The organism is Streptomyces peucetius (assembly GCF_025854275.1).
Taxonomy (GTDB): Bacteria; Actinomycetota; Actinomycetes; order Streptomycetales; family Streptomycetaceae; genus Streptomyces; species Streptomyces peucetius_A.
Map to the genome: position 1 here is coordinate 337,314 of NZ_CP107567.1, position 20,184 is coordinate 357,497.

Here is a 20,184-nt window from a genome sequence, read left to right on the forward strand (position 1 = left end):
AGCGGCGGACGCCCGCCGCGCGACGAGTGTGCGGCGGACGCCCGCGGGCCGGCGCAAAGGAGCCGGGCGCCCGCCGCCGGCGCCGGACGGATCTCACCACGACCCCGGCGGTCGGCTCGGTGACGCGGTCACACGGCCCGATCGTGTCCCTCCCAGTACGGCTCACGCAGCCGCCGCTTGTAGAGCTTGCCGTTGGGGTCGCGCGGCATGGCGGCGACGAAGTCCACCGACTTGGGGCGTTTGTAGCCGGCCAGGTGCCGTGCGCAGTGGGCGAGGATCTCGGCGGCGAGGGCGTCGCCGGGCGTGCGGCCCTCGGCAGGTTCCACGACTGCCTTCACCTCTTCGCCCCAGTCGGTGTGCGGAATGCCGAAGGCCGCGGCGTCGGCGACGGCCGGGTGGGTGAGCAGCGCGGCCTCGATCTCGGCCGGGTAGATGTTGACCCCGCCCGAGATGATCATGTCGATCTTGCGGTCCCGGAGGAAGAGGTAGCCGTCCTCGTCGAGGTGCCCGAGGTCACCGACGGTGAAGAAGTCGCCGATGCGGTTGCTCCGGGTCTTGGTCTCGTCCTTGTGGTAGCTGAACGCACCGGTCGTCATTCTCATGTAGACGGTGCCGAGTTCGCCCGCCGGGAGCCGGTTGCCGTCGTCGTCGAAGACGGCGAGCTCGCTGATGGGCCAGGCCCTGCCGACGGTGCCGGGCTTCTTCAGCCATTCGCCGGCGGTCGCGAAGGCGCCGCCGCCCTCGCTCGCCGCGTAGTACTCCTCCACACAGCTTCCCCACCAGTCGATCATGGCTCGTTTCACATGGTCGGGGCATGGGGCCGCGCCGTGGATGGCGTGCCTCATGGACGTGACGTCGTAGCGCCTCTTCACCTCGTCGGGCAGTGCGAGCAGGCGGTGGAACTGGGTGGGGACCATATGGGTGTGCGTGCACCGGTGGGTGTCGACGAGGCGGAGCATCTCCTCGGGCGTCCACTTGTCCATCAGGACCAGCGGATGGCCGATGTGCAGGGCGGCGGCCGCGAACTGCAGCACGGCCGTGTGGTAAAGCGGCGAGCACACGAGGTGGACGTTGCCGTCGTGGGGCCGGATGCCGAAGATGCCGAGGAAGCCTCCGAGGTGGGTCTCCTCGGGCGGTTTGCCGGGCAGGGGCCGGCGGATGCCGCGCGGCCGGCCGGTGGTGCCGGAGGTGTAGTTCATGACCCAGCCGAGCGTGCGCCCTTGGGGCGGGGTCCCCGGCTGCCCGTCGAGGAGCGCGCCGTACGGCCGGAAACCGGCCACGTCGCCGGCACCGACCGCGTATCGGTGGGGGTGCGGCAGCCCCGCCTCGTCGGCCGCGTCGCCCGCCGGGCCGGTGAACCGCTCGTGCGCGACGAGCACCTTGGCACCGGAGTCGGACACGATCCACGCGATCTCGGACCCGACGAGATGGTGGTTGACGGGGACGAGATAGAACCCGGCCTGGGCGGCGGCCAGGTAGGCGGTGATCAGTTCCGCGCAGTTGGGCAGGACGACGGCGAACGAGTCCCCGGGTTCGAGTCCCGCGGCCCGCAGCCCGTGCACCAGCCGGTTGGCGGCGCCGTGGAGCTCCGCGGCCGTCCACCGTTCGCCCGCCGGGCCGGTGAGCACGGTCCGGCCGGGATCTGCGGCGGCCTGGGCCCAGAAGCCGTTCGGGGGTGCGGGGGCACCGGTCATGACGCGCTCCTTCCCGCGATGCGGTTGATGCGGTCCACGGCGCGTTCGAAGCCGCGGGTCAGGTCGTCGAACACCTCGCGCACGCCGCGCTCCGAGTTCATCCGGCCGACGATCTGGCCCACCGGGGTGCCGAGGAGCGGCTCCACCTCGTACCGCTGGATGCGGGAGACGGCCTCCGCGACGAGGAGCCCCTGCAGGGGCATCGGCAGGGTGCCGGGGCCGGCCGGGTCGTCCCAGGCGTCGGTCCACGCGGTGCGCAGCTGGCGGGCGGGTTTGCCGGTGAGGGCACGGGAGCGGACGGTGTCGCCGGAGCCCGCGGCGAGCAGTTTGCCGGTGAGGGCGCGGGAGCCGAGTGAGGCCTCCGTGGTGGTGAGCCACAGGGAGCCGAGCCAGACCCCCTGGGCGCCGAGGGCGAGGCCGGCGGCGATCTGTTCGCCGCTGCCGATGCCGCCCGCGGCGAGGACGGGTACGGGGGCGACGGCGTCGACGACTTCCGGTGTGAGCACCATGGAGGCGATGTCTCCTGTGTGTCCGCCGGCTTCGTATCCCTGGGCGACGACGACGTCGATCCCGGCCTCGGCGTGGCGGCGGGCGTGCTTGGCGCTGCCGGCGAGGGCGGCGACCAGGGCGCCGTGGTCGTGGGCGCGTGCGACGACGTCGGCGGGCGGGGAGCCGAGGGCGCCGGCGAGAAGTGCGACGGGGTAGTCGAAGGCGACGTCGAGCTGGTTGCGGGCGACCTGTTCCATCCAGCCGGTGATGCGCCAGCCGGAGGCCTCGCCGTCGGCGAGTTCGGGGACGCCGTGCCGGGCGAGGGTGTCGGTCACGAATCTGCGGTGCTCCTCGGGAATCATCGCCTCGACATCCGCCTCGGTGACGCCCTCGACCTTCTTGGCGGGCATGACGACGTCGACCCCGTAGGGCCTGCCGTCCGTGTGCTCCTGCATCCAGTCGAGGTCGCGCTTCAGGTCGTCGGGCGCGGTGTAGCGGACGGCGCCGAGTACGCCGAGTCCGCCCGCGCGGCTGATGGCCGCGGCCACCGCCGGGAACGGTGTGAAGCCGAAGATGGCGTGCTCGATGCCCAGTTGTCTGCTCAGCTCCGTCTCCATGGGCGGCAGGATGCCGCAAGGCACCGGACGAGGGAAGACGTTTTCTGATGCCGCGTCAGATTCTTTGGAGTGGTTGACAGACCCACGACGCCGCAAGAAAGTTTCACCTGTCGCGGAAGATCCGAAAGATACTTTCAAAGACGCGCAGAGAGGGTTCCGTATGACCGACGACTCGGCGGGCAGAGGGATCAGCAGGCGGAGGCTGGGCGGCGGGATGCTGGCGCTGGGCGGAGCGGTCGCCCTCGCGCCGGTCTCCTTCGCGGCGGCTGCCGGAACGCCGGACGGCTCCGGCACGGGGGCGGGGGCCGGTCCGGGCGGCGGGGCCGGCCACCGGCCGACACTGCGGCGCGGCACCGCCCGGCGGGCGGGTCTGCTCTCCGAGCATCTCGACCGACTGGTCGCCGACGCCGAGAAGTTCCTCGCCCCCTCCCCCAAGCACCCGTGGTACGGGGGAGCGGTGCTGCTCGCCGCCCGGGGCGGCACGGTCGCGCTGCACCGGGCGATCGGCAAGGCGCTGCGCTACTCGGCGTACGACGAGACGACCGACACCGCGCTGGAACTGCCGGCCGAGGAGCAGATTCCCATGGCCGAGGACACCGTCTTCGACCTGGCCTCGGTCTCCAAGCTGTTCACGTCGATCCTCGCGGTGCAGCAGATCGAGCGGGGCGCGCTCGGACTGGAGGCGCCGGTCGCCTCCTACCTGCCGGAGTTCGGCCGGGCGGGCAAGCAGGACGTCACGGTGCGTCATCTGCTGACGCACACCTCCGGCCTCCGTGCCTGGATCCCGCTGTTCCGGGAACCGACCCAGGAGGCCAGGCTGCGGCGGCTCTGGGACGAGGCCCCGGCGAACCCGCCCGGCACCGCGTATCTCTACTCCGACCTGAATCTGATCTCGCTCCAGCTCGTCCTGGAGAAGATCACCGGTCGCTCTCTGGACAGGCTGCTCCACGACGAGATCACCGCTCCGCTCGGGATGCACCGCACACGGTTCAACCCGCCCGCCTCCTGGCGGCCGAAGATCGCGGCCACCGAGGACGCCCGGCTCCCCTGGTCCGGTCTCGACCGCGGCCTGGTGTGGGGCGAGGTCCACGACGAGAACGCGTACAGCTTCGGCGGCGTGGCCGGCCACGCCGGGGTGTTCTCCTGCGCCTGGGACCTCGCGATCCTCGCCCGTACGCTCCTCAACGGCGGCGTCTACGGCGGCTCCCGCATCCTGGACACCGCCTCCGTCGACCTGATGTTCACCGACTTCAACACCGACTTCCCCGGCGACGAGCACGGCCTCGGCTTCGAGCTCTACCAGCACTGGTACATGGGCGCGATGGCCACGCCGCGTACCGCCGGGCACACCGGCTTCACCGGCACCAGCCTCGTGCTCGACCCGACCACCGACTCGTTCCTGATCGTGCTGGGCAACTCGGTGCACCCCGTGCGCAGCTGGCGCTCCGGCAGCGCGCCCCGGGTGGCCGCCGCGAACAACATGGCCAGGGCCGTCGCCGTCCGCCCCGACCACGGCCGCACCGCCTGGTACTCCGGCATGGCCGGCTCCACGGAGGCGACCCTCACGCTGCCCGCGCTCACCCTCACGTCCGGCGGACCGCGACTGCGGTGCTCCCTGTGGTGGGACACCGAGCCCGGCTCCGACGCGCTGTTCCTCGAAGCGTCGCAGGACGACGGGGCGACCTGGCGACCGGTCGCCTTCACCACGACGCAGGCGGCCCGCGCGGGCGGCACGGGCGGGACAAGCACGAACGCGTCCCACCCGGAAGGGTCCACCCCCGAGAACTCCCACCCGGCCGGGTCCGCAACCGGCTGGTCGGGGCGGGTGTGGCACCGGCTCACCGCCGACCTGACCGCGTGGCGCGGCGCGCCGGTACGGCTGCGCTGGCGGTACGCGACCGACCGGCTCTACGTGGGCCGGGGCGCCTACGTCGACGCGATCCGCGTCGAGGACGGCCACGGCGGGCCGCTCTTCGACGAGTCGCGCCCCGCGGACGCCGCCCGGATCGAGGCGCTGGGCTGGAGCGCGTCAAGGGACTGACGGCCGGTCAGGTCGACGGGCCCTCGGTGTCACCGGCCCAGCGCCGCCATCGCGGCGTTGTGGCCGGGCACCCCGCTCACCCCGCCGCCGCGCACCGCGCCCGCTCCGCACAGCAGCACATTGGCGTGCGCCGTCTCCACGCCCCAGCGGCCGCCGGCCTCCGTGGCGTACGGACAGGACAGGTCGCGGTGGAAGATGTGGCCGCCGGGCAGCCGCAGTTCCCGTTCCAGGTCGAGCGGTGTCTTCGCCTCGATGCACGGGTCGCCGTTCGCGTCGAGCGCGAGGCAGTCGGCGATCGGCTCCTCCAGATACGCGTCGAGTTCGGCGAGCGTCGCCGCCAGCAGCTCGTCGCGCGCCCGGTCGTTGTCGGCGGCGAAGAGCCGGGCCGGGGTGTGCAGTCCGAAGAGCGTCAGGGTGTGGCAGCCCTGGGCGGCGAGCTCCGGCGACAGGATGGAGGGATCGGTCAGCGAATGGCAGTAGATCTCGGACGGCGGGGCGCTCGGCAGCCGGCCGGCGGCAGCCTCCCGGTAGGCGGTGGCCAGCTGTTCGTAGCCCTCGGAGACATGGAACGTCCCCGCGAAAGCGTCCTTCGGAGCGACGGAGACGTCCCGCAGCCGGGGCAGCCGGCGCAGCAGCATGTTCACCTTCAGCTGCGCGCCCTCCGCGGCCTCGGGTGCCGGTTCGCCGAGCAGCGCGGCCAGTTCCTGCGGCGAGGCGTTGACCAGGACCCGGCGGGCGCCGACGGCACCCTCGCCCGTCGGGGTGCGGAAGGCGACCTCGGCCCTCTCGCCGTCGGTCCCGACGGCGAGCACCTCGTGCTCGACGGCGATCTCCGCCCCGGCCTTGCGTGCGGAGGCGGCCAGCGCGCCGGTGAGCGCGCCCATGCCGCCGACCGGCACGTCCCAGTCGCCGGTGCCGCCGCCGATGACGTGGTAGAGGAAGCACCGGTTCTGGACCAGCGACGGATCGTGGGCGTCGGCGAACGTACCGATCAGCGCGTCGGTGAGCACCACGCCGCGAACGAGGTCGTGGGTGAACCGCTGCTCGATCGCGGCGCCGATCGGCTCCTCGAACAGCATCCGCCAGGCCTGCTCGTCACCGACCACGGCCCGTAGTTCCTCCCGGTTGGGCAGCGGCCCGGTCAGCGTCGGGAACACCCGGCGGGCGACCTGCCCGGTGATCGCGTAGAACTCCTGCCACGCCGTGTACTCCCGGTCGCCGCCGATGAGTTCCGCGAACGACTCGCGGGTGCGGCCACCGCCCACCAGGAGACCGCCGCCGCCCCTCGGCGTGTAGGAGGAGACGGTCCGCTTGCGTACGGCGAAGTCCAGCTCCAGATCGCGCACGATCTTGTCCGGCAGCAGCGAGACCAGGTACGAGAACCGGGACAGCCGGGCGTCCATGCCGGGGAACGGGCGAGAGGAGACGGCCGCTCCCCCGGTGTCCGCCCGGCGCTCCAGCACCAGGACGGAGCGGCCGGCGCGGGCCAGGTAGGCGGCGGCGACCAGACCGTTGTGGCCGCCGCCCACGATCACGGCGTCGTACGAGGCGTGTGCGGGCATGGCGGGACCTTAACGCCTCCGGGTCGGATCGTGCCGGTCCCGCGTGGCCCGAACACCGCACCCGGCCACGCCGTCTAACCGCCGGGCGTCTGCTCCGCCACGGTCCGGCGCAGCGCGGCGACCTGCCGGTACAGCTCGACGGCCTCCGCGTGGCGCCCGAGCTGTTCCAGGCAGTGCGCCTCGTCGTTGCGGCTGGACAGGGTGTCGGGGTGGTCGGGGCCCAGCACCCGCTCGCGGGCGCGCGCCACCTGCTCGTACACGCCCATGGCGTCGGACCAGCGGGCCAGCCAGCCGAGTGCCACAGCCACCTCCCGCAGGCTCACCAGGGCCTCGGGGTGGTCGGGGCCGAGCACCTGCTCACGCAGGGCGCTCACCTCGCGCGCCTCGGCCAGCGCCTCGTCCCAGCGGCCGAGCCGGCCGAGGTTGACGCCGAGGCCGTGGCGGGCGCGCAGGGTCTCCGGGTCGTCCGGGCCGGCTGTACGGGTGCGGTCGGCGACGAGGCCGCGGTAGACGTCGAGGGCCTCGGCGCCGCGGCCGAGCCGGCCGAGGCAGATACCGGTCTCGTAGCGGGCGGCGAGGGTGTCCGGGTGGTCGGGGCCCAGTGCCTGGGCCCGTGCTGCCGCCACGTCCTGGTAGGCGGTCAGCGCGTCCAACCAGCGGCCCAGCTGCCCGAGCGCGTGGGCCGCCTCGTAGCGGGTGACGAGCGTGTCGGGGTGGTCGGGGCCGAGCACCCGGGCGCGGGCCTGTGCGACGTCCTCGGCGATCCGGTGCGACTCCTCGACGCGTCCCATGCGGCCCAGGTTGAAGGCGAGGTTGTGGCGGCAGCGCAGGGTGTCGGGATGGTCGGGGCCCATGGTGCGCTCGCGGGACTCGAGGACGGCCGCGTACACCCGGTCGGCCTCGGTGTACCGGCCGAGGCCGCCCAGCACATAGGCGGTCTCCTGGCGGGCGGCGAGCGTGTCGGGGTGGTCGGGGCCCAGCGCCCGCTCCCGGCCGGTCGCGACATGGCCGAACTCCGCGAGCGCGTCCGTGGCGCGGCCGGTGCGGCTGAGGCTGAAGGCGACCTCGTAGCGGCTGGAGAGCGTGTCGGGATGGTCGGGGCCCAGCAGCGTCTCCCGGTCGGCGGCCACCGCGCGGTGCACCTCGCCCGCCTCGTCCCAGCGGCCCAGGCGCCCGAGGCTCAGGCCCGCGTTGTGCCGGGTGTCGAGTACGGCGAGCAGCTCGGGCGGCGGGGTGGTCCGCTCGGAGCCGGCGGACGCCGCAACCGCCTGGTGCGCGGCCGACGCCCCCACCGCCTGGTGCGCGGCGGACGCCGGAACCGCCTGGTGCGCGGCAGGGGCCGGGACGTCCCCGTGCGGTGCGGGGCGGGTGGTCCACTGCCCGGTCAGCGCCGCCGTGTGGTCGAGGCCGGGCGGCACCGGACCGGCGGCGACGGCGCCGGTCGCCCGGTGGCCGACGGTCATCCCGCGCGTCCAGTACGGCAGGGCGGTCCCGCGTGCCGCGTCCGGCACGGGGTCGCGCTGCAGGGGCACCACGGCCGGCCGGTGGCGCACATGGCCCGCGGCGTGGATGCGGTGCCTCAGGTCGCCCGCGGCTCCGGGCCGTTCCTCGGGTGTCTTGGCGAGCAGGTCGAGCACCATCAGGTCGAGGAACTCGGGGATCTCGTCACGGTGTTCGCGCAGCGGCCGGGGGGCCGTGTCCCGGTGGCCGACGAGGATGGACCAGGTGTCGCCGACGTCGAAGGGCGGAGCGCCGGTGGCCAGTTCGTAGAGCACGCAGCCCAGCGAGTACAGGTCACTGCGGTGGTCGACCTGGCCGCCGGCGATCTGTTCGGGCGACATGTAGTGCGGCGTGCCCATGGCGATGCCCGTGCCGGTGAGCTTGGACGTGAAGCCGATGTCCTCGCCGAGGCGCGCTATTCCGAAGTCGCAGATCTTCACCCCGCCGCCGGTGAGCCGCATGATGTTCGCGGGCTTCAGATCACGGTGCACGATGCCCCGTTCGTGGGTGTAGTCGAGGGCGTCGGCGATCTGGTCGGCGATGTCGACGACGTCGGCGACCGGCAGCGGGCGCTGCTTGTTGTCGTCGAGCAGCTGGCTGAGGTTGCGGCCCTCGAGCAGCTCCATCACCAGGTACAGCACGCCCTCGTGCTCGCCGAAGTCGTGGACCACGGTCACGCCGCGGTGCTGGAGCGCCGCGGCGACGCGGGCCTCGCGGCGGAAGCGTTCCCGCAGGACCCCGGTGAAGGACCGGTCGGGCTGCGATCCGATCGGCTTGAGGCACTTGACGGCCACATGCCGTCCGAGAGATTCGTCGCGGGCCCGCCACACCTCGCCCATACCGCCTCGCCCGATGAGATCGAGCAGTCGGTACCGGCCCTGGATCAGCCTGGTTTCCGCCATCGCGTGCTGTCGCCCCCGTCGCTGTGCTGCGCCCTCCCCGGCCGGTCCAGTATGGCGGCCCGCCTGCGCAGTTTGTACGGGGCCGGGCGTGTTGCGGGCCCGAGCCGGGCGATCGCTTGCCGGATGTGACCGGGAGGCAGCCGCCAGCGTATACGGGAAGGTACGCAGCGCAGCAGGTCGGCCGTGGCGGTCAGGCGCCGTGTCACCCGGTCCGGTGGCGGTGCGGTTCTGCCGTACAGCCCGTGCGCGTAGGACGGCAGGGTGTCGTACGCGAGCGCCGCGACCGGTCCCCACAGCAGTGCGCGGGCGGGGACCAGCGCGGGTGCGACGGGGGGCCGGCGCAGGAAGTCGTCGACGTCGCGGGCTTCCGGGCCGGCGGCGAGCCGCGGCCGTACGCGCTCGAAGTAGGCGGCCAGCTGCCCGGTGGTGGCGGGCACGTCCGCCGGATCGAGGCCGACCAGGCGGGCGGCCCGACGCTGCTCGTCCAGGTAGCGGTCGGCGAGTTCGTCGTCGAGCGGAAGCCCGGAGCGGCGGGCCACCTCCAGGTAGGAGGCGACCTCCGCGCAGTGCACCCACAGCAGCAGGCCGGGCTCGTCCACGCCGTACCGTTCGCCGGTGTCCGGGTCGGTGGCCTTCAGGCGGGAGTGGATGCGGCGGACGCGGGCGCCCGCCTTCTCGGCGGCGCCGGTGGTGCCGTACGTGATGGTGCCGACGAAGTCCGCGGTGCGCATCAGCCGGCCCCAGGCGTCCTGGCGGAAGTCCGAGTTCTGCATGACGCCGCGGACGGCACGCGGATGGAGCGCCTGCAGGTAGAGGGCGCGTACGCCCGCGATCCACATGACCGGGTCGCCGTGGATGTTCCAGGTCACGGAGCCGGGCCCGAACAGTCCCGGGTCGGCGTCGTCCTTCGGGCTCAGGTGGGCCCACGGAGCGTTCATGTCACCCAGCACGCTTCCGGTCTGCAAGTCCGCCGCCTGGCATCCGTGCCACACCCCTCCGCATACAGAACCGCTCGGCACACCGGTACGCCTCGAGACGCCTCGAGACGCCTCGTGCTTGGTCCTACCCACCACGCACGGCTGGAAGCCCCGGAGTTCCGGCAGCGCGACGAGAGGGCCGGACCGGCGGCGGGGGTGGGCGGAACACCGCGGGCGGGGGTGTTCCTGCGCAAAGTGTGGTGGGTGTGCCTCGTTCGTCCGCCGGGTCTCTACGCCGTGTGCGGCCGCCCGGTCCGCTCAGCACGCTCCCGGGCCCGAGGGGCCTTCACGGCGTCCGGAATCCGCGGAAGGTCACGTGCTTGCGGACCTCGAAGCCGAGCCGCTCGTACATTGCGACGGCACCCGTGTTGGCCGCGGCCACGTGCAGGACCGGACGTTCGTTCCGGGCTGTGATCCGTGCGGTCAGTGCGCGTATCAGGCGGGTGGCGTGGCCTCGTCCACGTGCCTCGGGGGCGGTGCACACGGCGCTGATCTCGGTCCATCCCGGTGGACGGAGCCGTTCGCCGGCCATGGCGACGAGGGTGCCGTTCTCGCGGATGCCCAGGTAGGTGCCGAGTTCGTGGGTCCGGGGCCAGAACGGTCCGGGCTGGGTCCGTGCGACGAGGTCGAGCATCTCGGGAACGTCGTCGGGGCCCAGTTCGGCAACGCGTGTCTCTGCCTGGGCGTGTCCGGGGCGGCACTCGGCGGGGCCGGTCATCTGGAAACCCTCGAGTGTGAAGACCGGTTCCCAGTCCGGTGGCGGGGTCGCCGGACTGCTGAACATGTCGGCGAACGCTCCGCGGCCGAGCAACCGGGCCAGATCGGCCCACCCTGCCGCTCCCGGGTCGGCGGGCACCGAGGAGAAGGTGGCGACCTCCGGCAGATAGACAGCCGCCCGGCCGAGCCGCCGGGCCAGGTGCGCGTGGTGGCCTCGCAGTGACTGCCGCACCGGATCGTCGAGTACCACGGCGTCGCGGTCGGCCATCGTCGTTCGCCTCTCGTGTAGGGGGCACGTGAAGTCAGCGGTGGCCGTGTCCTGTCCAAGAGACCGTGACGTCGTTGAGGCGGGCGGCGGTCCGAGCTGTCATCTCCTCGCGGTCGCAGTGTAGCCGCGCCGGATGGTGGGCTCTCCCGCCGCCCGGGGAACCGGGGTCCGTGCGGGGCGCCGGGCGGGGCTCCTGCTCCCTGGTGGGAGGCCTCGAGAGGGCGCTGGTGTCGAAGGGGGCCGCCGCCATGACCCCTCAGAAGCGACGCCGGGACGGTGACGGTCGGGCCGAGGCAGGGGGCGGGGGAGCCTTGCTGGGTTGGCACTTGCTTGCAACTCTGTGCTGAGTACTTGGCTCGATGGTCGGACTTACGAGCCGCCGATTCCTGCCTCTGGACCATGGAGGTCCTCCATGAATCAGCCGACGTCGGCGCCGCCATTGTTCGAGCGCCCCCTCCGCACCGGCGAGCCGCTCTTCGCCTCCGGTCGGCTTCCCACCACGGAGTCGGTGCTCGAGGAACTCGGTGACCGTGGACGTCACGCCCGTATCGCACTCGGTGTGACCTCCGCGCCGTTCGGTGCGTGTGTGGAGACCGAGATGGTGGTCGAATGCTGAAGATGACCAGTACGGGACGGCGCGACGCCTCGGGCAACGGGGCCGGGAACCAGGACAACCCGCTTGAGATGCTCTCGCTCGACCAGTTGCGTCGACGGCGGAGCATGAAATGGCGCACGCATCCGGCGGACGTCCTGCCGTTGTGGGTGGCGGAGATGGATGTCCCGCTCGCGCCGGCGGTCGCCGATGCCCTGCACGAGGCCATCGAGGCAGGTGACACCGGGTATCCCGCCGGGACCGAGTTCGCCGAGTCGCTGGCCGGCTTCGCACGGCGGCGGTGGAACTGGGACGGCGCGGCGATCGACCGAGTCGCCGTCATCCCCGACGTGATGACGGGCGCCGTCCAGGTGCTGCGACTCATCACCGAACCGGGCGACCCGGTCGTCGTCAACTCCCCGGTGTACGCGCCGTTCTACGCCTTCATCACCCATGACGACCGCCGGATCGTCGAGGCGCCGCTCGGAGAGAACCTGCGGATCGACCCGGAGGTGCTCGAGGACACGTTCCGGCGCGTCCGCCGGGAGACCGGCCAGGGCAAGATCGCCTACCTTCTCAGCAACCCGCACAATCCGACCGGCACCGTGCACACCGCCGATGAGCTCTCCGCCGTGGCGGAGCTGGCTCGCCGCTACAAGATCCGTGTCGTCGCCGATGAGATCCACGCCCCGCTCGTGCTGCGGGGCGCCCGGTTCACGCCGTATCTGAGCGTGCCCGGGTCCGAGGACGCGTTCTCGCTCATGTCGGCGACCAAGGGCTGGAACCTCGCCGGGATCAAGGCGGCACTCGCCGTCGCAGGGCCTCGAGCGGCCCCTGATCTGCGCAGGATGCCCGAGGAGGTCCACCACGGCGCCAGCTATCTGGGCGTGATCGCCCACACGGCAGCCTTCCGTGAGGGGGACGCATGGCTCGACGCACTGCTGGCCGGGCTCGACGCGAACAGGGCTCTGCTGGGTGAACTCGTCGCCGAGCACCTGCCGGGCGTCGGGTACGCCAGGCCGGAGGGGACCCACCTGGCCTGGCTCGACTGCCGGTCCCTCGGGCTCGGCCCGGAGGAGGCAACGACAGAGCTCGCGGTTGTCACCGACCTGGCCGGCCCCGCACGACTCTTCCTGGACCACGCCAGGGTGGCGCTCTCGTCCGGTCACATCTTCGGGACGGGGGGAGCCGGGCACGTCCGCCTGAACTTCGCCACCTCCCAGGCCGTACTCACCGAGGCCATTACCCGAATGGGACGCACGGTCACCGATCACACCGGCCGGTCGCACGGCCCCCGCTCGCCGGGACGGTCGTGACTGCTTCAGCGCTCCGTGCCGGTCTCACAAGAGGCTTCCTCACGGCGCGCCCGTAACCGCCGGAAGGTCTCACCCGCTCGCGCACGTCGAAGCCGAGGTGTCCGTAGAGCGCGTCGCAGCGTGTCAGCGGCGTACCCGCGGCATCCCCAGTCCGATCCAGGAGATGATCTCGCGCTGGATCTCGTTGTTGCCGCCTCCGAAGGTGAAGATGACGGCGGAGCGGTAGCCGCGTTCCAGTTCGCCGCCGAGAACGGACCCGGCCGAGCCCTCCTTCAGCGGGCCCGCCGCGCCGACGACCTCCATCAGCCAGGCGTAGGCGTCGCGCCTGGCCTCGGAGCCGTAGACCTTGACGGCCGAGGCGTCCTGCGGGGTGAGGGTGCCGTCCTGGACGGCGTTCACCATCTGCCAGTTGAGCAGTTTCATCGCGTCGAGCCGGCTGTGGGTGCGGGCGAGCCGGCCGCGCACCCAGCCGAGGTCGATGACCCGGCGGCCGTCGGCGAGTTTCGTGTCGGCGGCCCAGCGCTGGACGTCGCGCAGGGCGCGGATCGCCATGGTGCCGTGGGCGGCGAGGGTGACCCGTTCGTGGTTGAGCTGGTTGGTGATCAGCCGCCAGCCCTTGTTCTCCTCGCCGACCCGGCGCGAGACGGGGACGCGGACGTTCTCGTAGTGGCTCGCGGTCGTGTCGTGGGAGGCGAGGGTGTTGATGAGGGTGCACGAGTAGCCGGGGTCGGACGTCGGTACGAGGAGCATGGTGATGCCCTTGTGGGGCGGGGCGTTCGGATCGGTGCGCACCGCGAGCCAGACCCAGTCGGCGGTGTCGCCGTTGGTGGTCCAGATCTTCTGCCCGTTGACGACGTACGTGTCCCCTTCCCGTACGGCACGCGTCCTGAGGGCGGCGAGGTCGGTGCCCGCGTCGGGTTCGCTGTAGCCGATGGCGAAGTCGATCTCGCCGGAGAGGATCTTCGGCAGGAAGTACGCCTTCTGCTCGTCGGTGCCGAACTGCATGATCGTCGGGCCGACCGTGTTGAGTGCCATCAGCGGCAGGGGCACACCGGCCTGGGCGGCCTCGTCGAAGAAGATGAACTGTTCCATCGGGGTGAGCCCCCGGCCGCCGTACTGTTCGGGCCAGCCGACCCCGAGCCAGCCGTCGGAGCCGAGGCGGCGGATCGTCTCGCGGTAGAAGCGTTTCCGGGCGGCCGGTTCGGCGAACCGGGCATAGGCGTTGTCGGGGACGAGTTTCGCGAAGTAGGTGCGCAGTTCGGCGCGCAACTGCTCCTGCTGCGGCGTGTATCGAAGGTGCACGACCCCTCCAGGCTCTCGCGGTCCGTCCCTTGCGCGGCGGCGCACACAGTAGAACGTGTTGCAATAATTCGGAAGGGCCGTGCGGCGTCCGCTACCGCGAGGCGTACACGGCGTCGACGAGGGCCATCTTGCGCGGGTCGTCGGCGATGTGCGGGCCCATCCGGTTCATCACGTACCCCAGGGAGATGCCGCCCTCGGGGTCGGCGAGCCCGCACGAGCCGCCGAAGCCGTCGTGGCCGACCGCCCTCGGGTTGGGCCCGTACGAGCCGTTCCCGCCGCTCAGCCAGAGGCCGAGACCGGCCTCCGTGTCCTGCGCGAACCCGGCCCCGACGACGAGGTCGCGGCAGGCGCCCTGCCCTTCGCGTACGCGCTCCGCCGCCCGCTCCGTCAGCACACGGCGCCCGTCGAGCCTCCCCCGGCCGGCGAGGACGCCGTACAGCGCGGCGACCGCGCGGGCGGTGCCGTGGCCGTTCGCGGCGGGGATCTCGGCGGCCCGCCACGCGGCGGAGTTGGCGGCGTCCGCGTCGGTGACCGGGTTGATCAGGGCGGCGAGTGCGACGGGCGGCAACCGGGCGAAGGCGGCCACCTGTTCGCTGCTCCGCCGGGCCGGGCGCACCAGCTCGGCCACCCGCCCGGCCTCGGTCCCCGGGAGGCCGATCGTGAAGTCGATGCCGAGCGGTCCGGTGATCTCCTGCCGCAGGAACTCGCCCGGCAGTTGTCCGCTCACCCGGCGCACGACCTCGCCGACCAGGTGGCCGTAGGTGATCGCGTGGTACCCGGACCGGGTGCCCGGCTCCCACCACGGCTCCGTGGCCGCCAACCGTGCGCAGGTCAGCTCCCAGTCGTACAGCTCGTCGAGCGAGTGGGGTTCGCGCAGTCCCGCCAGGCCGGCTCGATGGGAGAGCAGATGGCGCACCAGGACGGCCTTCTTGCCCTCCGCGGCGAACTCGGGCCAGTACGCGGCGACCGGCGCGTCCAGGTCGAGAAGCCCGCGGTCGGCGAGCACATGGGCGCAGAGCGCGGTCGGACCCTTCGTCGTGGACCAGACGTTGACCGTCGTGTCGCGCTGCCACGGCCGCGTCCGGGCCGCGTCCGCCCAGCCGCCCCACAGGTCCACGACCTTCTCGCCGTCGGCGAGCACGGTCACTGCGGCGCCGAGCTCCCCCCGCTCACGGAAGTTCTCCTCGAACGCGGCGCGCACCGCCGAGAACCGCTCGTCGCAGTGGCCTTCGATGCCGATGGGTCGCTCCGCCATACCGATCTCCGTCGTCTCGTCCCGCACCGCCTCACCTTCCGGGGAACATACCGACTGGTCGGACCGGAAGAGAAGGGGGCGTATGGCGTCCGCTCACCCGTGAGCGAGGATGGAACGGCATGGCAAGATCCCGATCCCGGAAGGACGAAGCGATGGCCCCCGACGGCTCCGCACCGCCGAACGACGACGCCGTACTGCTGCGCACCGAGGGGCGCACCGGGTACCTCACGCTCAACCGCCCCCGGGCCATCAACGCGCTCACCCACCCGATGGTGCGCGCCGTCTACGCGGCGCTCGACGCCTGGGAGCACGACGACGCCGTCGACGTGGTGGTCGTCGCCGGGGCCGGTGAGCGCGGGCTCTGCGCCGGGGGCGACATCCGCGCCATCCACGACGACGCGCGCGCCGGCGGGCGCGCGTCGGCGGCCTTCTGGCGCGACGAGTACCGGCTCAACGCCCGTATCGCCCGCTACCCGAAGCCGTACGTCGCCCTCATGGACGGCATCGTGATGGGCGGCGGCGTCGGGGTGTCCGCCCACGGCAGCGTCCGGATCGTCACCGAACGCTCCAGGGTCGCCATGCCGGAGACCGGGATCGGCTTCGTACCGGACGTGGGCGGCACCCACCTGCTGGCGCGGGCACCCGGTGAACTGGGGACCCACCTGGCGCTCACCGGCGCGGCGGTCGGTGCGGGGGACGCGCTCCTGCTCGGCCTCGCCGACCACTTCGTGCCGTCCGAACGGCTCGCCGGCCTCGCGGCGTCGCTCGCCTCGGTAACCGCGGCCGACGCGGTACGGCGCCACCAGGCTCCCGCGCCCGAGGCGGAACTGGCCGCCCACCGCGGCTGGATCGACCACTGCTACGCCGCCGGCTCGGCGGAGGAGATCGTCGAGCGCCTGTCCTCCTGCGGGGAGCCGGCGGCCAAGGAGGCCGCGGAGACGATCCTGACCCGGTCCCCCACGTCCGTGAAGGTGACGCTCGCCGCGATCCGCCGGGCGCGGGCGCTGGGCTCCCTGGAGGCCGTCCTCGAGCAGGAGTTCCGCGTCTCGTGTGCCGCGCTGTCCTCGCCGGATCTCGTCGAGGGCATCCGCGCGCAGGTCGTCGACAAGGACCGCAGGCCCCGGTGGTCGCCGGCGCGGCTCGAAGCGGTCACCGAGGCGGACGTGACGGCCCACTTCGCCCCACTCCCGGAGGGAGAGCCGGGCCTCGGGCTGGCGTAACGGCAGGCCGAGGTTCGGCCCGGGAGCGCCGAACCGGGCCACACCGGGCCACACCGGAGCGCGGCCGGGCCCCGGACCGAACCCGGCCCCGCCCGAACGTGGCCCGGGCCACGCACCGTTCCCGTGCGTGGCCCGGGCCGCCAACAAAGGCGGCTACGCCGCCTTGTCGCGCGGCGTCACCACGTTCGCGCGCACCTCTCGCGTCGTGCCGTTGACCGTCACCGCAAGCGTGAACGCGCCGGCACGCAGCGCCGTGACCCGGCCCGTCGCCGGGTCGAAGGACGCCACATGACGCCCGCGGGCGTCGTCCGCGGTGCCGATGTGGAGGTTCGGCGAGCCCGACCAGTCCGCGCTGACGGGGAAGGTCACGGGGACCCGTCGTGCGCCCTGGACGACCGTCGCCTTCGCCTCGCCGGTGTCGCCGGGGCGCAGGACGACGGGCGTCTCGAGCTCCAGCGCGTCGACATGGGCCCGGGCCTGGACGGACACCCAGTCGGGCCCGGCCTCCCAGGGGGCCCGGCGGGCGGCCGCCTGCTCGGCGTGCGGGACACGGTCGACGCCGACGAGCGACCAGCCGGTGAAGCCTCCTTCGTCCGCGGGCCCGGCCGGCGCCTTGCCGGAGTTGCCGTTGACGAGGTACGGCACGCCGTCGACGTGCTCGGCGTGGAAGACCCCGACGTGGCTGCCGATCAGTCCGGCGCCCTTGCCGGTCGTACGGCGGAACTGAGCCAGCCAGTCCTCGATCAGCGCGGCTTCCTTGCGGTCGCCGAGCCGGCTCGCCTGCTGGACGGTCGGGTCGCGCGGCGGGACGTGCTCGATGACCATCACCGAGCTGATGCCCCGGTCGGCCGCGGCCGCGTCGAGCTGCGCGCGGAGCTCCTTGATCTGGTCGAGCCCGCCGCCCCGCAGCGTCAGGCTGGAGGTGTCGAGCGTGATGAAGCGGGTGCCCCGGTGGTCGAACGTGCGCTGCGCGGGGCCGAACTCGTCGACGAAGTTGTCGATCCTCCCGCCCATCACCTCGTGGTTGCCGGGCACGTAGTACCAGGGCAGTTCGTCCCCGAGTTCCTCGGTGAGCACGCGGCGCGCGAAGGCGAGGTCCTCCGGTGACCCCTCGTCGACGAGGTCGCCGTTGACGACCAGGAAGTCGGGGCGGGCCGCCTTGATCTCACGGAGCGTCCGGCGGGCCTGGGCGACGATCGGGCTGTCCGGGGCGCGGGCGACGAACTGCGCGTCGGACATCACGGCGAACCGCCAGTCGCGCTGCCCGGTCACGGCCGCCGGGTCGATGAGCGGGTCGACGACCCGCGGGGCCTCGGGCAGGTCGACCGGGGGCGGCACCTGCGCCTGGAGCTCGTCGATCACGATCCGCCCGGTGTACTGGCGGGCGGCGGCTGTCTCCGCGAGATAGAAACGGTGCACGGACAGCGGCATCGCCGCGCCCTGCGGGACGGGGAACCGCACCTGCTGCCAGCCGGTCCAGGTGACATAGGGGCCGCGCAGCAACTGGTCGGAGCCGGCGGCGTCCTTGAGGTGCAGGGTGGGCCAGGCGCCGTTGCCGTCGCCCTTGATCCAGAGCGTGAAGGCCTGTGGCTGGCCGGCGACGGCGATCCGCTGCGGCGGGTTGGCGTAGGCGGCCCTGGTCGCGGTCGACTTCGTGAAGTCGTAGGAGAGTTCGAGGCCGGTGCCGCTGTGTCCGTCGGGCGTGGCCGCGACGGACCCGCTCGCACGGGCCTGGCTGAAGGTCCAGGACCCGGCGTCGTCGAAGCCGGTGACGGCCTGTTCGGTGAGGCCGACGCTGACGGCGAGCACGGTACGGGCGCCGTCGACCGTCGCGGTGATCAGTCCGGCGGTGCCGTCGCCGGAGCGTGCGGCGACGGTGAAGGCGCCGCGGCCGTCGTCGCGGACGTCGAACAGACCGTGGTCGTAGTCGAGCCGTACGTCGCCGGGTTCGATCGGCGCACTGTTGCCCTGGGCGTCCAGGCCGAGGATACCGAAGGTGCCGGTGGCACCGGAGTCCGCGAGGGAGACGCGGCGGGTGGTCGGCTCGATCCGGGCCAGGTCGTCCAGCACGGTGAGGCGGATGCTGCCGTGGGCGGCGTCCCGCTCGGCACGGACCTCCGTGGTCCCGCTGTGCCGTGCCCGGAAGACGCCGTCGTCGTCGACCCGGCCGACGGAGGGCCGCAGGGAACGCCAGTGCGGCTCGCCCGCGGCCGGCCCGTACGTCTCGTCGTGGCCGGCGGCGGTGAGCCTGCGGGTGAGCCCGGGGAACACCCGCTCCGGGTGGCCGCCCACGACCGGGTCGGCGGTGGGCGCGGCCAGGGCCGGTACGGCGGTCTCCACCCAGTAGCCGCGCAGCTGTCCGCTGCCGTCGGGGGTGGTCAGGGCAAGGCCGTTGGGCACCTCGCGCTCGCTGCCGTCGGAGGGGCTGTTCTCCACGTGGAACACGTCGCTGCCCACGGCGCGGGCGACGAGGGTCGAGGAGCCGCCACCGTCGAGGTTGAGGGCGCTGTGCGCGCCGGCCTTCCGCATCATCCGGCCGAGCTCGGTGAGGGTGACGCCGCCGCTGTCGGCCTGCCGGCCGTCGACGGTGATGATCTGCATCGTGCGGCCGTCCCCGGAGAAACCGACGGCGGTGCGCGGCGCGGTGGTGTTGTTGCCGGCGCCGTCGTGGTTCTGCGGCACGCCGTCGACGACGAGGAGTTCACGACCGCCGACGGCCGTACGCGGTACGGGGCCGCTGTCGGTGCGCGGCCGGTACTCGATGCTCACCGGGTCGCCGGGCTTCAGGGCCGCCAGTACGGCGGCCCCCGCCTCCCGGCCGACGAGCACGGTGGTGTCGGCGGGGACGTTCCCGGTGCCGGGCCGGTCCGTGACGGTGACGACCTTGCCGTCGCGGACGGCGGCCTCCGCGACCGGCGTCGCGGAGTCGACGGTGAGGGCCCGGTCGGCCTCGCCCCAGGCGGAGGTGTACGCGCCGATGCCGCCGGCGGGCACGTTGGCGGCGTTGTACGCGCCCAGCGTGTGTTGCCCGCCGGGCACGGTGAGTGTGCCGTCGAAGTACAACTGCAGGATCCGGCCCGCGCCTTCCGGGCCGATGCCGACGGCACGGTGGGCGCCCGGGGCGGGCGAGTGAGTGAGCCGGCCGTCCTTGATGCCGGGGCCCTGCGGTGCGCCGGTCTGGTTGATGTCGAAGAAGTCCGCGTTGACGGCCGCGACGGTGCGCCGGCCCTCGCCCGGGTCGTGCCGGGCGGCGAGTTCGGAGACGCTGTGCCGGTCGGTGACCTTGCCGGACGACAGGTAGTCGGCCTGCACCGTGCCGCCGAGGTCGACGGAGAGCGCGTCGACGCGCAGCCACTTGTCGGCCTCGAGGCGGTCGTACGAGGTGAGCCGGACGCCGGGTGCGACGGGCCGGGAGCTGCGGGCCGTCTCGATGCCGTCGGAGTCGGTGACGGCGGCCTGGCTGCCGCCGGGGTCGCTCGCGGGCGGCGGTGCGACGGGCCGCAGTATCTCGGCCGACTGCCGGGGCGGCGGTGGTGCGGGATCGGCGGCGGCGGGAGCGGTGGCTCCCACGACGAGTGCGGACAGCGTCGCGGCCAGCACGACGGTGCGTCTTGCTATGCCAAGGCCCACAACATCTCCTGGAATTCGGCGGGTTGAGCACGTGGTAAGCGCTGTCGGCGGACAGCATCGCCGGGCCGGGAGGATCGCGCCAGAGGGTCGGAGTGAAGGACG

The 20,184-nt window shown here is 73.0% G+C and carries 13 protein-coding genes; 4 read left to right on the top strand and 9 right to left on the bottom strand.

Features of this window, described 5'->3' with window-relative positions; all coding sequences use genetic code 11:
- Positions 1–128: 128 nt before the first annotated feature.
- Together OGH68_RS01615 and OGH68_RS01620 are read right to left on the bottom strand one after the other, a co-directional pair.
- Positions 129–1,694 carry an acyl-CoA synthetase gene (locus OGH68_RS01615; RefSeq protein ID WP_264241442.1) on the bottom strand — a complete coding sequence of 522 codons (1,566 nt, stop codon included), beginning with the start codon at positions 1,692–1,694 and terminating at the stop codon, positions 129–131.
- The gene (locus tag OGH68_RS01620; protein ID WP_264241443.1) at positions 1,691–2,800 is read right to left on the bottom strand and encodes a nitronate monooxygenase; all 1,110 of its coding nucleotides are present in this window, start codon (positions 2,798–2,800) and stop codon (positions 1,691–1,693) included. The genes OGH68_RS01615 and OGH68_RS01620 overlap by 4 nt, the downstream gene beginning before the upstream one ends.
- Positions 2,801–2,960: 160 nt before the next feature.
- On the opposite strand from OGH68_RS01620, the gene OGH68_RS01625 reads away from it, so the two are divergent.
- Entirely contained in the window at positions 2,961–4,841 is a 1,881-nt protein-coding gene (locus OGH68_RS01625; RefSeq protein WP_264241444.1) for a serine hydrolase, read from the top strand.
- Positions 4,842–4,870: 29 nt separating this feature from the next.
- Here OGH68_RS01625 and OGH68_RS01630 read toward each other — a convergent pair whose 3' ends face one another.
- The 4 genes from OGH68_RS01630 to OGH68_RS01645 all read right to left on the bottom strand — a co-directional run bounded on the left by OGH68_RS01630 (position 4,871) and on the right by OGH68_RS01645 (position 10,767).
- Positions 4,871–6,403: a phytoene desaturase family protein gene (locus tag OGH68_RS01630; RefSeq protein ID WP_264241445.1), complete on the bottom strand. Its 1,533-nt coding sequence runs from the start codon at positions 6,401–6,403 to the stop codon at positions 4,871–4,873.
- A gap of 74 nt (positions 6,404–6,477) precedes the next feature.
- On the bottom strand, positions 6,478–8,805 hold the full coding sequence (locus OGH68_RS01635; RefSeq protein WP_264241446.1) for a serine/threonine-protein kinase: 2,328 nt from the start codon (positions 8,803–8,805) through the stop codon (positions 6,478–6,480).
- Positions 8,787–9,743, bottom strand: coding sequence for an oxygenase MpaB family protein (locus OGH68_RS01640; protein WP_264241447.1), 957 nt, complete (start codon positions 9,741–9,743; stop codon positions 8,787–8,789). Before OGH68_RS01640 ends, OGH68_RS01635 begins: the two co-directional genes overlap by 19 nt.
- A gap of 325 nt (positions 9,744–10,068) precedes the next feature.
- Positions 10,069–10,767 (bottom strand): GNAT family N-acetyltransferase, encoded by a 699-nt coding sequence (locus OGH68_RS01645; RefSeq protein WP_264241448.1) that lies wholly within the window; start codon positions 10,765–10,767, stop codon positions 10,069–10,071.
- Between the two features lie 412 nt (positions 10,768–11,179).
- Between OGH68_RS01645 and OGH68_RS01650 the strand changes: the two genes are divergently transcribed.
- Positions 11,180–11,383, top strand: coding sequence for a hypothetical protein (locus tag OGH68_RS01650; RefSeq protein WP_264241449.1), 204 nt, complete (start codon positions 11,180–11,182; stop codon positions 11,381–11,383).
- On the top strand, positions 11,377–12,675 hold the full coding sequence (locus tag OGH68_RS01655) for a MalY/PatB family protein (protein WP_264241450.1): 1,299 nt from the start codon (positions 11,377–11,379) through the stop codon (positions 12,673–12,675). Before OGH68_RS01650 ends, OGH68_RS01655 begins: the two co-directional genes overlap by 7 nt.
- Positions 12,676–12,798: 123 nt before the next feature.
- On the opposite strand, the gene OGH68_RS01660 is transcribed toward OGH68_RS01655, so the two are convergent.
- The gene (locus OGH68_RS01660) at positions 12,799–13,977 is read right to left on the bottom strand and encodes an acyl-CoA dehydrogenase family protein (protein WP_264241451.1); all 1,179 of its coding nucleotides are present in this window, start codon (positions 13,975–13,977) and stop codon (positions 12,799–12,801) included.
- A 91-nt stretch (positions 13,978–14,068) separates the two neighbouring features.
- On the bottom strand, positions 14,069–15,232 hold the full coding sequence (locus OGH68_RS01665) for a serine hydrolase domain-containing protein (RefSeq protein WP_264241452.1): 1,164 nt from the start codon (positions 15,230–15,232) through the stop codon (positions 14,069–14,071).
- A gap of 152 nt (positions 15,233–15,384) precedes the next feature.
- On the opposite strand from OGH68_RS01665, the gene OGH68_RS01670 reads away from it, so the two are divergent.
- Positions 15,385–16,452, top strand: a complete 1,068-nt coding sequence (locus OGH68_RS01670) for an enoyl-CoA hydratase/isomerase family protein (protein ID WP_264249855.1) — start codon at positions 15,385–15,387, stop codon at positions 16,450–16,452.
- A 153-nt stretch (positions 16,453–16,605) separates the two neighbouring features.
- Here OGH68_RS01670 and OGH68_RS01675 read toward each other — a convergent pair whose 3' ends face one another.
- Positions 16,606–20,082 carry a phosphodiester glycosidase family protein gene (locus tag OGH68_RS01675; protein WP_264241453.1) on the bottom strand — a complete coding sequence of 1,159 codons (3,477 nt, stop codon included), beginning with the start codon at positions 20,080–20,082 and terminating at the stop codon, positions 16,606–16,608.
- Between the last annotated feature and the right edge of the window lie 102 nt (positions 20,083–20,184).

What these genes read in the sequence shown, in the direction of transcription:
- OGH68_RS01615 (WP_264241442.1), bottom strand. Translation starts at nt 1,694, where the DNA reads ATGACCGGTGCCCCCGCACCCCCGAACGGCTTCTGGGCCCAGGCCGCC.
- OGH68_RS01620 (WP_264241443.1), bottom strand. Translation starts at nt 2,800, where the DNA reads ATGGAGACGGAGCTGAGCAGACAACTGGGCATCGAGCACGCCATCTTC.
- OGH68_RS01625 (WP_264241444.1), top strand. Translation starts at nt 2,961, where the DNA reads ATGACCGACGACTCGGCGGGCAGAGGGATCAGCAGGCGGAGGCTGGGC.
- OGH68_RS01630 (WP_264241445.1), bottom strand. Translation starts at nt 6,403, where the DNA reads ATGCCCGCACACGCCTCGTACGACGCCGTGATCGTGGGCGGCGGCCAC.
- OGH68_RS01635 (WP_264241446.1), bottom strand. Translation starts at nt 8,805, where the DNA reads ATGGCGGAAACCAGGCTGATCCAGGGCCGGTACCGACTGCTCGATCTC.
- OGH68_RS01640 (WP_264241447.1), bottom strand. Translation starts at nt 9,743, where the DNA reads ATGAACGCTCCGTGGGCCCACCTGAGCCCGAAGGACGACGCCGACCCG.
- OGH68_RS01645 (WP_264241448.1), bottom strand. Translation starts at nt 10,767, where the DNA reads ATGGCCGACCGCGACGCCGTGGTACTCGACGATCCGGTGCGGCAGTCA.
- OGH68_RS01650 (WP_264241449.1), top strand. Translation starts at nt 11,180, where the DNA reads ATGAATCAGCCGACGTCGGCGCCGCCATTGTTCGAGCGCCCCCTCCGC.
- OGH68_RS01655 (WP_264241450.1), top strand. Translation starts at nt 11,377, where the DNA reads ATGCTGAAGATGACCAGTACGGGACGGCGCGACGCCTCGGGCAACGGG.
- OGH68_RS01665 (WP_264241452.1), bottom strand. Translation starts at nt 15,232, where the DNA reads ATGGCGGAGCGACCCATCGGCATCGAAGGCCACTGCGACGAGCGGTTC.
- OGH68_RS01670 (WP_264249855.1), top strand. Translation starts at nt 15,385, where the DNA reads ATGGCCCCCGACGGCTCCGCACCGCCGAACGACGACGCCGTACTGCTG.